Here is a 12,651-nt window from a genome sequence, read left to right on the forward strand (position 1 = left end):
GAAGAATTTACAGACGCCACAGCACCTGGATGGCCCAGCCGCCGCAGGCGACCAGCCAGAAGGCGGTGACGAGATAGAACACGAGGCGCAGGCCATCGGGCTTGACGTAGTCCATCCAGATGCTTTGCATGCCGACCCAGGCATGCCAGATCAGCGCCACGATGGTGGCAAAGGTGATGGTCTTCATCCACTGGCTGGCGAAGATGCCGGCCCAGGTTTCATAGCCTATGGGGCCGCTGCTGGCGATCAGCTGCGCGAGCAGCGCAATGGTGAACAGCGCCATGATGATGCCCGACAGGCGTTGCACGAGCCAGTCGCGCCAGCCGTAGTGGGCGCCGACGACGAGCCGCTTGGGACCGTAGGTGGTAGCCATGGAAATCTCCTTGATTCAGAAAATGCGCCGGGGCGCCATCAGTACAGGCCAAACAGCTTGGCGCCGAGGATGGCGGTCAGACCAAAGGCCAGGATCAGCGTGGCAGCGGCAGTGCGCCGTCCGCGGCTCTTGGTCGTCATGTGGGTGATGTCGAAATAGATGTGGCGCACGCCCGCAATGAAGTGCTGCAGATAGGCCCAGATCAGCGCCAGCACGACGAGCTTGATGAACCAGCCGGGCACGAAACCTGCCCCTTCGCTGAACACGGAGGTGAAGCGGTTGAAGGAAATCTCGGAAGACACCGAGGTGTCGAACATCCAGATGATGAAGGGCAGCAGCAGGAAGATCAGCAGACCGCTGATGCGGTGCATGCCCGAAACCAGCGCCGCCAGCGGCCAGCGGTAGGTGGGCAGGTCTGAAAAGACGTTGAGATTGCGGAACTCCGGGCGTTTCTTGGCGGTCTCTGGCATGGTGTGCTTTCGGAAAATGGGGATGCGTTCAGTCGTGGCGCGCAGCGTCGGCAACCGGAAATTCTAGGACACCACAGCCATGACCGGACGCATGACCGTGAAATTGGGCGCAGGCGTGGCCCTCGGGCGCGTACGGCATGGCGCAGGCCTCAGGCCAGGGTGTTGCGGTAGTGGTGCGTGTCCGTGCGGTACAGACCGCGGCGCAGCTCCATCGCAAGGTCGTTGTAGGTATAGGCGACGCGCTCCACGCTGAGCACCGGCGTGTTCACGTCTACCTCTAGCAGGGCAGCCTGCTCGGCGCTCGGGTGCACGGCGCGCAGCTTTTCGTCGGCGCGCACCATGCGCACGCCAAAGTCTTCCTCGAACATCGCATAGGTCGGGCCCGGGTAGCTCGCCAGGCGCTCGGCGTTCAAGCCCTTGAAGGCCTGGGCCGGCAGCCAGATGTCTTCAAGGATGGCGGGGGTCTGCGCAAACAGCAGCACGCGCCTGGCGTGCATCAGCGCGTCGCCCGTGCGCAGCGCCAGCAGCCGGGCCATTTCGGCGCTGGCGCGCATGCGCTTGCATTCGAGGATCAGGCGCCGGGCCGGGCCTTCGCTGTGCTCGTCGCCCTGGTCGGGGCGCAGGCGCAGGAAGCGGTACTGCACCTGCTGCTCGGCGTGGGTGGAGACGAAGGTGCCCTTGCCCTGGCGGCGCATCAGCAGGTTGTCGGCCGCGAGCTCGTCGATCGCCTTGCGCACCGTGCCCTGGCTTACGCGAAAGCGCGCTGCCAGATCCATCTCGCTGGGGATGACTTCGCCCGGCTTCCATTCGCCCGATTGCAGCCCCTGCAGTATCAAGCCCTTGATCTGCAGATACAGCGGGCTGAAGGCGGGCGTGTCCAGTGTGGAGGAGGAAGCGTTGGTCATGAAAGGCTCCGGCGGGGCCGGCGCGGCACAGGTGCCGGGCCCCCTGCGGGCGGCGCCAATTATATCTTATATAAGACATAAGACAAATTGACGCGGGAGCGATGGAGGCAGTAAAATCTTGCGGTTTCGCCGGGGTTTGCAGCGCGCCAGCAGATCGGGACGCCACAGCCACGGTTTTACTGCGTCTTACCGTTTCCACTGGAGTATCACCATGAGCAAGAAACCCGTCCGCGTGGCCGTCACCGGTGCTGCGGGCCAGATCGGCTACGCCCTGCTGTTTCGCATCGCCTCGGGCGAAATGCTCGGCAAGGACCAGCCGGTCATTTTGCAGTTGCTGGAAATCCCGGCAGAGAAGGCCCAGAACGCGCTCAAGGGCGTGATCATGGAGCTTGAAGACTGCGCCTTCCCGCTGCTCGCGGGCATCGAGGCCCACTCTGACCCGATGCAGGCCTTCAAGGACACCGACTACGCCTTGCTGGTGGGTGCGCGCCCGCGCGGCCCCGGCATGGAGCGCGCCGACCTGCTGGCCGCGAATGCGCAGATCTTCACCGCCCAGGGCAAGGCGCTGAACCAAGTCGCTTCGCGCAACGTGAAGGTGCTGGTCGTGGGTAATCCGGCCAACACCAATGCCTACATCGCCATGAAGAGCGCACCCGACCTGCCGCGCGAGAACTTCACCGCCATGCTGCGCCTGGACCACAACCGCGCCGCGAGCCAGATCGCGCACAAGATGGGCGTGGCCGTGGGCGACATCGAGAAGCTGGCTGTCTGGGGCAACCACTCGCCCACCATGTACGCCGACTACCGCTTCGCCCAGGTCAACGGCAAGTCGGTCAAGGACGCGATCAACGACCAGGACTGGAACGCCAATGTCTTCCTGCCCACGGTGGGCAAGCGCGGCGCGGCCATCATCGAGGCGCGCGGCCTGTCCTCGGCCGCTTCGGCCGCCAATGCCGCCATCGACCACATGCACGACTGGGCCCTGGGCACAAATGGGAAGTGGGTCACGATGGGCATCCCGTCCAACGGCGACTACGGCATTCCCAAGGACGTGATGTTCGGCTTCCCGGTCACCACCGAAGGCGGCAAGTACAGCGTGGTGCAGGGGCTGGAGATCGACGCCTTCTCGCAGGAGCGCATCGACAAGACCCTGGCCGAGCTGCAGGGCGAAGCCGACGCGGTCAAGCACCTGCTCTGAGCCGCTTGCCGCACGCGCGCGCCATGCCCGACTGGAACCCGGCGCTCTACCTGCACTTTGCGCCGCAGCGCACGCGCCCCGCGGCCGAGCTGCTGGCGCGCGTGCCCCTGGTTTCGGTGCGCGAGGTGGTCGACCTGGGCTGCGGCCCGGGCACTTCCACCGCCTTGCTGGCGCAGCGCTACGCCGGTGCGCGCGTGCTCGGGCTCGACAGCTCTGCCGCCATGATCGAGCGCGCCCGCGCCCTGGTGCCGCAGGCCGTCTTTCGGCACCAGGACCTGCGCGCCTGGCTGGAGGCGATGGAGCAGGGCGCAGGCAGCGAGCCCGCGCCCGAGCTGATCTTTGCCAACGCGACGCTGCAATGGGTGCCGGAGCACGAAGGCCTGCTGCCCCGGCTGTTCGCCCGTCTCGCCCCGGGCGGCGTGCTGGCCGTGCAGATGCCCGACAACCTGCATGAACCGGCGCACCGGTTGATGCAAGAACTCGCACAGCAGCCCCGTTTTGCGCCGCACCTGGCGGCTGCGGGGGCGCTGCGCACACCGCTGCTCGCGCCCGATGCCTACTACGACCTGCTGGCCGCGCCGTCTGCGCAGGCGGTGGAGGTGGACATCTGGCGCAGCACCTACCTGCATGCGATGGAGTCGCCCGACGCCATCGTGCACTGGTTTCTGGCCACGGGGCTCAAGCCTTATGTCGAGGCCTTGCCGGCGGCGCTGCAGGGCGACTTTGTCGACGCCTACCGGGCGCGCATTGCCGACGCCTACCCCGCGCGCGTCGACGGCTGCCGTCTGCTGGCATTTCCGCGTTTGTTCATTCTTGCCAGGCGCAGACCATGACCCGGCAGCCCGCCGCCACCCATCCCGCCCGGGTTCTGCTCGGCCCGCAGGGCGGCGCCGCGGTCTTGCCGGTGTGCGACCACTACAGCGGCGTCGAAGCGCGCATGCGCAAGAGCCTGCAACTGCAGGCCGAGATGACGCGCGAATTCGGCACCTGCGTGTTCGACGTCACCCTGGATTGCGAGGATGGCGCGCCCGTGGGCGGCGAGGCCGAGCATGCGCGCCTGGTAGCGGCGCTCGCGCGCGAGAGCGAAGCGGGCGCGCGCGTGGCGGTGCGCGTGCACCCGGTCGATCACCCCGCGTTTGCGCAGGACATGGACACCATTCTGGGCGAGGCGGCCGACCGCCTGTGCCACGTCATGCTGCCCAAGGTGGAAAGCGTGGACGATATTCTTGTGGCCGAAAAAGCCCTGCAACGCAATGCAGGCGGGCGTTTGCAGCTACATGTTTTGATAGAGTCGCCAGCGGCGGTGCAGCGCGCATTCGACATCGCCGCGCACCCGCGGGTGCAGAGCCTGTCTTTCGGGCTGATGGATTTCGTCTCGGCGCATGGCGGTGCGATACCGGCCTCTGCCATGGGTTCGGCGGGCCAGTTCAGCCACCCGCTGGTGCTGCGCGCCAAGCTCGAAATCGCCAGCGCCTGCCACGCCCATGGCAAGGTGCCGTCGCACTGCGTCGTGACCGAGTTCAAGGACACGGCCGCCATGCAGGCCGCGGCCCGGCGCGCCAGCCAGGAGCTGGGCTATACGCGCATGTGGAGCATCCACCCGGCGCAGATCCGTCCCATTCTCGCGGCGATGGCGCCGGCCGACGCCGAAGTTGCAGATGCCGCGCGCATCCTGCTCGCGGCCCAGGCTGCCGAGTGGGCGCCGATCAGCGACGCCGGCACCCTGCACGACCGCGCGAGTTACCGCTACTTCTGGCAGTTGCTTGAACGTGCCCATGCCACCGGCATGGCCTTGCCGCCCACGGTGGCGCACTGGTTTTCCTGATATACAGCATGCTTGTACCGTCTTCGTCCTTACAGGTGATCGCATGAAACCCCTGATCCTGGCTTCCCTGCTGGTGCTGGCGCCCGCACTGTGCTGGGCCGCCGATGCCCCCGCGCCCACAGCCACATCGACCAAGGCCGCGGCCAAGCCGGCCGCCAAGGCGCCGGCTGCGGCGCACAAGGCCAAGCCTGCCAAAAAGACGGCCAAGGCCGCACCCAAAAAAACCCAGGTCGCGCCCGTGGCCGAAACGGTGCCCGAGGTGATCGTGCTCACCGACCAAGAGCGCGCACTGGGCGAGCGGGTCTATACCGGGCGCATCGTCTGTGAGCTTGGCGCGACCGTGCAGATCGACGCCGATCCGGCCTCGCCCGGCGCCTTCTTTGTCTCGGGCCGCGGTTTCAAGTACCACATGCGCCCGGTGGTGGCAGCCACTTCGGCGGTGCGCCTGGAGGACCAGAAGGCCGGCGCGGTGTGGATACAGATCGCCAACAAATCCATGCTCATGAACCAGAAGCTCGGCCAGCGCATGGCCGACGAATGCATGAGCGAGCAGCAGGCCCAGGTCACGCAGGCGATGAAAACGGCGCCGGCGCAAAGCCTGTTCGATTCCGCGCCTATCGGCAGTCGCTGAGTTTGCAAGCCAGGGTTTTGCCGCGGCGCTGCGCCGGGCGCGGCGCAGCCATGCCGGTTTTTATGTTTTGACGATGCACTTTGGAGAAGAAGGAAATGTTGCAAGCCTACCGTGAACACGCCGCCCAGCGCGCGGCGCTCGGCATACCGCCGCTGGCGCTGTCCGCCCAGCAGGTGGCCGAACTCATCGAGCTCATCAAGAACCCGCCGGCGGGCGAGGCCGGATTTCTGCTGGACCTGCTGGTGCACCGCGTGCCGCCCGGCGTGGACGACGCAAGCCGGGTCAAGGCATCCTTTCTCGCGGCGATTGCGCTCGGCGAGATCGAGGTCGGGCTGATCTCGCGCGAGCGCGCCACCGAGCTGCTGGGCACCATGGTGGGCGGCTACAACGTGCAGCCCCTGGTCCAACTGCTGGACGACCCTGCGGTCGGCAAGATTGCCGCCCAGGGCCTGAAGCACACGCTCCTGATGTTCGACTACTTCAACGACGTAGCGGCCAAGGCCAAGGAGGGCAATGCCTTGGCTGCCGAGGTGATCCAGAGCTGGGCCGAGGCCGAATGGTTCACCAGCCGCCCCAAGGTGGCCGACAAGCTCACCGTCACCGTCTTCAAGGTACCGGGCGAGACCAACACCGATGATCTTTCCCCAGCGCCCGACGCCACCACGCGCCCGGACATCCCGCTGCACTACCTGGCCATGCTCAAGAACGCGCGCCCCGACGCCGCCTTCCAGCCCGAGCAGGACGGCGTGCGCGGCCCCATCCAGTTCATCGAGGAGCTGAAGAAGAAGGGCCACGTCGTCGCCTACGTGGGCGACGTGGTGGGCACGGGGTCGAGTCGCAAATCGGCCACCAATTCGGTCATCTGGGCCACGGGCGAGGACATTCCCTACGTGCCCAACAAGCGCTTTGGCGGCGTGTGCCTGGGCGGCAAGATCGCCCCCATCTTCTTCAACACCCAGGAAGACTCGGGCGCGCTGCCGATCGAGGTCGATGTCTCGAAGATGGAGATGGGCGACGTGATCGACATCTACCCCTACGCGGGCCGGATCGAGAAGGCGGGCGCAAAGATCGCCGACTTCGCGCTCAAGAACGAAGTGCTGCTCGACGAGGTGCAGGCCGGCGGGCGCATCAACCTGATCATCGGCCGCTCGCTCACCGCCCGCGCGCGCGACTTTCTGGGCCTGGCGCCGTCCACCGCGTTTCGCCTGCCCCAGGAGCCGGCGCCGTCGACGGCCGGCTTCACGCTGGCGCAGAAGATGGTCGGTCGCGCCTGCGGCCTGCCCGAAGGTCAGGGCGTGCGCCCCGGCACCTATTGCGAGCCCAAGATGACCACCGTCGGCAGCCAGGACACCACCGGCCCGATGACGCGCGACGAACTCAAGGACCTGGCTTGCCTGGGCTTTTCCGCCGACATGGTGATGCAGAGCTTCTGCCACACCGCCGCCTACCCCAAGCCGGTGGACGTCAAGACGCACCACGAGCTGCCCGAGTTCATCAGCACGCGCGGCGGTGTCTCGCTGCGCCCGGGCGACGGCATCATCCACTCCTGGCTCAACCGCCTGCTGCTGCCCGATACCGTGGGCACGGGCGGTGATTCGCACACGCGCTTTCCGATCGGCATCAGCTTCCCGGCGGGCTCTGGGCTGGTGGCCTTTGCCGCCGCCACGGGTGTGATGCCGCTGGACATGCCCGAGTCGGTGCTGGTGCGCTTCTCCGGTGAGATGCAGCCCGGCGTGACCCTGCGCGACCTGGTGCACGCGATTCCGCTGTTCGCCATCAAGCAGGGCCTGCTCACCGTTGCCAAGGCGGGCAAGAAGAACATCTTCTCGGGGCGCATTCTGGAGATCGAAGGGCTGCCCCACCTCAAGTGCGAGCAGGCCTTCGAGCTGTCTGACGCCTCGGCCGAGCGCAGCGCGGCCGGTTGCACCATCAAGCTGGACAAGGAGCCGATCATCGAGTACCTCAAGTCCAACGTGGTCTTGATGAAGAACATGATCGCCGACGGCTACCAGGACGCCAAGGCGCTGCACCGGCGCATCGAGAAGGTGCAGGCCTGGCTCGCCAATCCGCAACTGCTCGAAGCCGACAAGGACGCCGAATACGCAGCGGTGATCGACATCGACCTGAACCAGATCAAGGAGCCCATCGTCTGCTGCCCGAACGATCCGGACGACGCCAAATTCCTCTCCGAGGTGGCCGGCACCAAGATCGACGAGGCCTTCATCGGCTCGTGCATGACCAACATCGGGCACTTCCGCGCGGCGGCCAGGCTCTTGGGCGGCGAGCGTGACATTCCGTCCAAGCTCTGGGTCGCGCCGCCGACCAAGATGGACGAGAAGGAACTGGTCGGCGAGGGCCATTACGCGGCCTTTGGCACCGCCGGCGCGCGCACCGAGATGCCGGGCTGCAGCCTGTGCATGGGCAACCAGGCACAGGTGCGCAAGGGCGCTACGGTGATATCGACCTCGACGCGCAACTTCCCCAACCGCCTGGGGCGCGACACCAACGTCTTCCTGGGCTCGGCCGAGCTGACCGCAATCGCCTCGCGCATGGGCAAGCTGCCCACGCCCGAGGAATACCTGGAGGCGATCAAGGTGGTGGACGCCGACAAGGCCAACATCTACCGCTACATGAACTTCAACGAGATCGAGGAATACAACAAGGTGGCCGAAACCGTGCAGAGCTGAGCGCTGCGCGCGACGCCAACCCCGCCAGGGCGCAAACCCCGGCGGGGTTTTTTCATTGGGCACAATCCCTGGCGACAGCCCCGCGAATGGGGGCGCAGACAGCAGAAAAGGACAGCCCATGGCGCACTACCAAATCAAGCCGACCCGGCCATCACGCCGATGCGCGCGGCCTGGCGCCGACCGCGCCTGGAGGGCGTGCGCATGACTGCGCCGCGCACTTCGCCGGCCAGCTGGCTGGACTGCAAGCTGCCGCCTGTGCTGGTGGCGGCGCTGGCGGGCGGTCTGTCCTGGGGCGTGGTGCAGCTCACGCCGATGTGGACGCGCCTGGCGCGCTCGCCCTGGCCGCTGGTGCTGGTTTTGCTGGCTCTTGCAGGGTTCTTCGGGCTGGGCGCGGTGGCGGGGTTCCGGCGCGCGCGCACCAGCGTGAATCCTCATGCGCCCGCGCGGGCCAGCCAGCTCGTCGTCGCCGGGCCGTACCGCTTCACGCGCAACCCCATGTATCTGGCACTGGCCCTGGCCTTGCTTGCCTGGTGCGCCTGGCTCGCCAACCCCGCTTCGCTGCTCGGGCCGCTGTTCTTCGTGGCCTACATCACGCGCTGGCAGATCATCCCCGAAGAGCGCGTGATGGCGGACAAGTTCGGCGATGGCTACCGCGCCTATTGCACCCGGGTGCGGCGCTGGTTCTGATGGTCTTTTATGGCCCCAGCCCTTGCTGGACAAGCGCTGGCAGCTATTGAATCAGGACTTGATCCTGCCTGACCGGGAGCTGCGGCGCAGTGTCCATCGCCGCCCGCGCCCCGCACCGGCCGAAGTTCAGTCCTTGGGACGAAAGCCGATGATCAGCGCCGACGGCACGCGCCCGTCCACGTCGCGTGGCAGGGTCTCGGTCTTGGAGAGCGCGCGCAGCACCGCGTCGTCCCAGGCGGGGTTGCCACTCGACTTGGTGATGCGCGTGCCGACGATGGTGCCGTCGGGTGCGGCACGCACTTCGACTTCGGCGCGCGGGTTGCCGGAAATGGAGTCGGGGTAGACGATATTGGGCCTGACCTTGGCGGCGACCTTGCCGGCGTAGGAGCCCGAGGGCCCGCTGCTCTGCAAGGCGCTGCCGGTGGCCGCCGGGCTGCCGCTGGCGCCTGCCAGGCCCGCGATGCGCTTGAGCTGCTCCTGGCGCAGCGCCTCGGCGCGCTTGGCCTCGGCTTCGGCCTTGCGTTTTTCTTCCGCCAGCTTGCGCTGCTTTTCCTTCTCGGCTTTTTCTTTCTCGGCCTTCTCTCTTTCGGCTTTTTCGCGGGCCAGCTTTTCCTTCTCGGCCTTTTCCTTTTCCGCCTTCTCTTTTTCCGCCTTGGCCTTCTGCGCGGCCAGCTTTTCCTGGCGCTGGCGCTCCTGGGCTTCCTGATGGGCCTTTTCTTCCTGGGCGCGCTTTTCCTGCTCCAGCCGGGCCTGGCGCTGCTTTTCTTCTTCCTGGCGTTTCTTTTCGCGTTCCAGCGCGATGTCGGCCTCGCTCGGCTGCGGCGCTTCTTGCACCTTGGGCGGCGGCGGAGCTGGGGCCGGAGCGGGTTCGGGCGCGGGCTCAGGCTTGGGTTCGGGCGCGGGGGGCGGCGCTGGCGGCGGTGCAGTCGGTCGGGGCGCAGCCTGCTGGGGCACGGCGGACCAGAGCTCGGCCTCCACCGCGGGCTGATCGGCGCTGCTCTTCCAGTTCACGCCCCAGGTCAGCGCCGCGATCAGCGCGATGTGCGCGAGCACCGCCAACGCAATCGCGCGCTTGCGTCCGCCCGGCACCGTAGGGGCGAAGAGGTCGTGCTCGCTCGGGCCTGTCACCGTCGTCACTTGCCGGTCTTGACCGCCAGGGCCACGCGCTTGACGCCGGCGCGCTGCAGCGCGGCCATGGCCTGCACCACTTCGTCGTAGGCAACGCTCTTGTCGGCACTGATCAGCACCGGGGTGTCCTCGGCTTGGTCCTTGAGCCAGTTGCTGGCCACCGTGCCCAGGTTTTGCAGCGCCACGCTGCGCTCGTTGCCGTCGGCCTTGAACAGCAGGCTGCCGTCCTTTTGCACGATCACGTCGGCGCGCTGCTTGGGCGGCGTGCTGCCCTTGCCCACCGAGGGCACGTTGATCGCGCCGGGCGTGAGCATGGGCGCGGTCACCATGAAGATGATGAGCAGCACCAGCATCACGTCGATGAAGGGCACCATGTTGATCTCGTTCATCGAGCGGCGGCGGCCGTGGCCGCGACTGGCCATGACGGGCATGCTGGCGTCCTCCTCAGTGCGGCGCAGCCGCCGGCGGCTGGCCGCCGAGGTTGCGCTGCAAGATGTTGGAGAACTCCTCGATGAAGGTCTCCTGCTGGATGGCCACGCGGTCGATGTCGCGCGCAAAGCGGTTGTAGGCGATCACCGCCGGGATGGCGGCGAACAGGCCCAGCGCCGTGGCCACCAGCGCCTCGGCAATGCCGGGGGCCACCGTCGCGAGCGTCACCTGCTCCATGCCGGCAAAACCGGTGAAGGCATGCATGATGCCCCAGACGGTGCCAAACAGCCCCACATAGGGGCTGACCGAGGCGACCGAGCCGAGAAAGGACAGGTTGGATTCGATCACGTCCATCTCGCGCTGCAGGCTGGCGCGCATGGCGCGGCGCGCGCCGTCCAGCAGCGTGCCCGCGTCCTGGATGTGGCGCTCGCGCAGCTTGTGGAATTCGCGCATGCCGCTGGCGAAGATGCGCTCCATGGGGCCGCAGCCGGCGGCGTTCTTCACCGCCGCCGCGTACAAGTCGTTCAGCCGCGCGCCCGACCAGAAGTCGCGCTCGAAGTCGTCATTGAGCGCGTTGATTTTCTTGAGTCCGTAAATCTTGCGAAAGATCGCGGCCCAGCTCGCGACCGAGACAACGAGCAGCAGCAGCATGACGAGCTGCACCACCCAGCTGGCGTTGAGCACCAGGGCCAGAATGTTCAAATCCTGTGGCGAATTCATGGATGAAGTTGTTGGAGTAGTGTCGGGGGAATGCGTTGCGGGCGCAGCGTCTGCGCGTCGACCCAGCCTATGCGTATGCTGGCTTCGACCAGCACCGTGGGCGGCGCGCCGGCGCTGCCTGGCGCGAGCAGCGCCTGCTGTTGCACCGTGATGCTGGCGCGGCTGTGTTCAGCCAGTGCGGCGGTGATCAGGAGTTCATTGTCCAGGCGCGCGGGGCGCAGGTAGCGCAGCCGCGCATCGGTGACCACGAACATCGCGCCCAGCGTGGTCTTGAGTTGCTGCTGGCCGTGACCGAGCGCGCGCAGCCATTCGGTGCGCGCACGCTCGAAGAATTTCAGATAGTTGGCGTAGAACACGATGCCGCCGGCATCGGTGTCCTCCCAGTACACCCGCACGGGCCAGCTGAAGGTCATCAGGCCAGCTCCCGGCGCAGGCGCGCCACCGCTTCGTGCAGTTGCGCCATGCTGTTGGCGGTGGAAAAGCGGATGAAGTGCGCGGTCTCGGCATGGCCGAAATCACGCCCCGGCGTGGCCGCCAGATGTGTGCGGCGCATCAGCTCCAGGGCGAAGTCCCAGCTGCCCTGGACACCGAGCTTTTGCGCGGCGCTGCTGCAGTCGGCCCAGGCGTAGAAGGCGCCGTCGGGCATCACCGGAACCTTCAGGCCGAGCTGGTTCAGCGCCGGGATGAAGTAGTCGCGCCTGGCCTTGAATTCGGCGCGGCGCTGCTCGTACAGCGCGATGCTCTCGGGCTCGAAGCAGGCGAGCGCCGCATGCTGGGCGATGCTGGACGCGCAGATGAAGAGGTTTTGCGCCAGGCGCTCGACCACCGCCACCATCGTGTCCGGCACCACCATCCAGCCCAGGCGCCAGCCGGTCATGTTGAAGTACTTGCTGAAGCTGTTGATGCTGATGATGTCCTCGCCCAGCGCCAGCGCGCTCTGGCCAAAGGCCTCGTCGTGCGACAGGCCGAGGTAGATCTCGTCGATCAGCGTGATGCCGCCGCGCGCGCGCACCACGTCGTGGATGGCGCGCAGCTCGCCGGGCGCGATCGAGGTGCCCGTGGGGTTGGAGGGCGAGGCGAGCAAAACGCCGCGCGTCTTCGCGCCCCAGGCCGCCTGCACCTTGGCGCTGCTGAGCTGGTAGCGCTCTTGGGCGTTGGTCGGGATCAGCACCGGCACGCCCTCGGCCGCGCTCACGAAGTGCCGGTTGCAGGGGTAGCCGGGGTCGGACATGAGGATTTCGTCGCCCGCGTTGATCAGCGCCAGGCACGCCAGGTGCAATGCGGCGGAGGCGCCCGCGGTGACCACGATGCGCCGCGCCGGCACCTGGACGCCAAAGCGCTGCGCATACCAGCCGCTGAGCGCTTCGCGCAGGCTGTCCAGGCCGAGCGAGTTGGTGTACTGCGTGCGGCCGTCCCGGATGGCGCGCGCGGCCGCCTCTGCGACCGCGGGCGCCGCGGTGAAATCGGGCTCGCCCACGTTCAGGAAGATCATGGGCTCGCGCCCCTGGGCGGCCGCGCGCGCCATGGTCTGGGCGGTCTTGGCCATCTCCATCACGTAAAACGGGTCAATCCGCTCGGTGCGGGCGGCAAATTGCATG

Annotated in this window: 14 protein-coding genes; 6 read left to right on the top strand and 8 right to left on the bottom strand. The window is 67.1% G+C overall.

The features are described 5' to 3' along the window. Positions 1–7 precede the first annotated feature (7 nt). From sdhD to KUD94_RS03370, 3 genes are all read right to left on the bottom strand, one after another. On the bottom strand, positions 8–373 hold the full coding sequence (gene sdhD / locus KUD94_RS03360) for a succinate dehydrogenase, hydrophobic membrane anchor protein (RefSeq protein ID WP_218238471.1): 366 nt from the start codon (positions 371–373) through the stop codon (positions 8–10). 38 nt (positions 374–411) lie between these two features. Then, positions 412–843, bottom strand: a complete 432-nt coding sequence (gene sdhC, locus KUD94_RS03365) for a succinate dehydrogenase, cytochrome b556 subunit (RefSeq protein ID WP_218238472.1) — start codon at positions 841–843, stop codon at positions 412–414. Positions 844–992: 149 nt separating this feature from the next. Then, on the bottom strand, positions 993–1,748 hold the full coding sequence (locus KUD94_RS03370) for a GntR family transcriptional regulator (protein WP_218238473.1): 756 nt from the start codon (positions 1,746–1,748) through the stop codon (positions 993–995). A 211-nt stretch (positions 1,749–1,959) separates the two neighbouring features. Between KUD94_RS03370 and KUD94_RS03375 the strand changes: the two genes are divergently transcribed. From KUD94_RS03375 to KUD94_RS03400, 6 genes are all read left to right on the top strand, one after another. Beyond that, the gene (locus KUD94_RS03375; protein ID WP_218238474.1) at positions 1,960–2,946 is read left to right on the top strand and encodes a malate dehydrogenase; all 987 of its coding nucleotides are present in this window, start codon (positions 1,960–1,962) and stop codon (positions 2,944–2,946) included. Between the two features lie 23 nt (positions 2,947–2,969). Then, complete coding sequence (gene tam, locus KUD94_RS03380; protein WP_218238475.1) at positions 2,970–3,779, top strand: trans-aconitate 2-methyltransferase; 810 nt, start codon at positions 2,970–2,972, stop codon at positions 3,777–3,779. Further along, positions 3,776–4,771: a CoA ester lyase gene (locus tag KUD94_RS03385; RefSeq protein ID WP_218238476.1), complete on the top strand. Its 996-nt coding sequence runs from the start codon at positions 3,776–3,778 to the stop codon at positions 4,769–4,771. The genes tam and KUD94_RS03385 overlap by 4 nt, the downstream gene beginning before the upstream one ends. A 43-nt stretch (positions 4,772–4,814) precedes the next feature. Beyond that, positions 4,815–5,402, top strand: coding sequence for a hypothetical protein (locus KUD94_RS03390; RefSeq protein ID WP_218238477.1), 588 nt, complete (start codon positions 4,815–4,817; stop codon positions 5,400–5,402). A gap of 95 nt (positions 5,403–5,497) precedes the next feature. Next, positions 5,498–8,089, top strand: a complete 2,592-nt coding sequence (acnB, locus tag KUD94_RS03395; protein WP_218238478.1) for a bifunctional aconitate hydratase 2/2-methylisocitrate dehydratase — start codon at positions 5,498–5,500, stop codon at positions 8,087–8,089. Positions 8,090–8,290: 201 nt separating this feature from the next. Further along, positions 8,291–8,776 carry an isoprenylcysteine carboxylmethyltransferase family protein gene (locus tag KUD94_RS03400; RefSeq protein WP_218238479.1) on the top strand — a complete coding sequence of 162 codons (486 nt, stop codon included), beginning with the start codon at positions 8,291–8,293 and terminating at the stop codon, positions 8,774–8,776. A gap of 126 nt (positions 8,777–8,902) precedes the next feature. On the opposite strand, the gene tolA is transcribed toward KUD94_RS03400, so the two are convergent. Genes tolA through KUD94_RS03425 form a run of 5 tightly spaced genes read right to left on the bottom strand, consistent with a single transcriptional unit; the run spans position 8,903 to position 12,650 of the window. Beyond that, entirely contained in the window at positions 8,903–9,904 is a 1,002-nt protein-coding gene (gene tolA / locus KUD94_RS03405; protein ID WP_218239172.1) for a cell envelope integrity protein TolA, read from the bottom strand. A 5-nt stretch (positions 9,905–9,909) separates the two neighbouring features. Continuing rightward, positions 9,910–10,335 carry an ExbD/TolR family protein gene (locus KUD94_RS03410; protein WP_218238480.1) on the bottom strand — a complete coding sequence of 142 codons (426 nt, stop codon included), beginning with the start codon at positions 10,333–10,335 and terminating at the stop codon, positions 9,910–9,912. Between the two features lie 13 nt (positions 10,336–10,348). Continuing rightward, positions 10,349–11,053: a protein TolQ gene (gene tolQ, locus KUD94_RS03415; protein ID WP_218238481.1), complete on the bottom strand. Its 705-nt coding sequence runs from the start codon at positions 11,051–11,053 to the stop codon at positions 10,349–10,351. Beyond that, positions 11,050–11,466 (bottom strand): tol-pal system-associated acyl-CoA thioesterase, encoded by a 417-nt coding sequence (gene ybgC, locus KUD94_RS03420; protein WP_218238482.1) that lies wholly within the window; start codon positions 11,464–11,466, stop codon positions 11,050–11,052. The genes tolQ and ybgC overlap by 4 nt, the downstream gene beginning before the upstream one ends. Next, positions 11,466–12,650: a pyridoxal phosphate-dependent aminotransferase gene (locus KUD94_RS03425; RefSeq protein ID WP_218238483.1), complete on the bottom strand. Its 1,185-nt coding sequence runs from the start codon at positions 12,648–12,650 to the stop codon at positions 11,466–11,468. Before KUD94_RS03425 ends, ybgC begins: the two co-directional genes overlap by 1 nt. Position 12,651: the final 1 nt, after the last annotated feature.

Source organism: Comamonas sp. NLF-1-9 (genome assembly GCF_019195435.1).
Classification (GTDB): Bacteria; Pseudomonadota; Gammaproteobacteria; order Burkholderiales; family Burkholderiaceae_C; genus Comamonas_C.

What these genes read in the sequence shown, in the direction of transcription:
- KUD94_RS03375 (WP_218238474.1), top strand. Translation starts at nt 1,960, where the DNA reads ATGAGCAAGAAACCCGTCCGCGTGGCCGTCACCGGTGCTGCGGGCCAG.
- KUD94_RS03370 (WP_218238473.1), bottom strand. Translation starts at nt 1,748, where the DNA reads ATGACCAACGCTTCCTCCTCCACACTGGACACGCCCGCCTTCAGCCCG.
- KUD94_RS03425 (WP_218238483.1), bottom strand. Translation starts at nt 12,650, where the DNA reads ATGCAATTTGCCGCCCGCACCGAGCGGATTGACCCGTTTTACGTGATG.
- KUD94_RS03385 (WP_218238476.1), top strand. Translation starts at nt 3,776, where the DNA reads ATGACCCGGCAGCCCGCCGCCACCCATCCCGCCCGGGTTCTGCTCGGC.
- tolQ (WP_218238481.1), bottom strand. Translation starts at nt 11,053, where the DNA reads ATGAATTCGCCACAGGATTTGAACATTCTGGCCCTGGTGCTCAACGCC.
- sdhC (WP_218238472.1), bottom strand. Translation starts at nt 843, where the DNA reads ATGCCAGAGACCGCCAAGAAACGCCCGGAGTTCCGCAATCTCAACGTC.
- KUD94_RS03390 (WP_218238477.1), top strand. Translation starts at nt 4,815, where the DNA reads ATGAAACCCCTGATCCTGGCTTCCCTGCTGGTGCTGGCGCCCGCACTG.
- KUD94_RS03400 (WP_218238479.1), top strand. Translation starts at nt 8,291, where the DNA reads ATGACTGCGCCGCGCACTTCGCCGGCCAGCTGGCTGGACTGCAAGCTG.
- tam (WP_218238475.1), top strand. Translation starts at nt 2,970, where the DNA reads ATGCCCGACTGGAACCCGGCGCTCTACCTGCACTTTGCGCCGCAGCGC.
- KUD94_RS03410 (WP_218238480.1), bottom strand. Translation starts at nt 10,335, where the DNA reads ATGCCCGTCATGGCCAGTCGCGGCCACGGCCGCCGCCGCTCGATGAAC.
- ybgC (WP_218238482.1), bottom strand. Translation starts at nt 11,466, where the DNA reads ATGACCTTCAGCTGGCCCGTGCGGGTGTACTGGGAGGACACCGATGCC.
- sdhD (WP_218238471.1), bottom strand. Translation starts at nt 373, where the DNA reads ATGGCTACCACCTACGGTCCCAAGCGGCTCGTCGTCGGCGCCCACTAC.
- acnB (WP_218238478.1), top strand. Translation starts at nt 5,498, where the DNA reads ATGTTGCAAGCCTACCGTGAACACGCCGCCCAGCGCGCGGCGCTCGGC.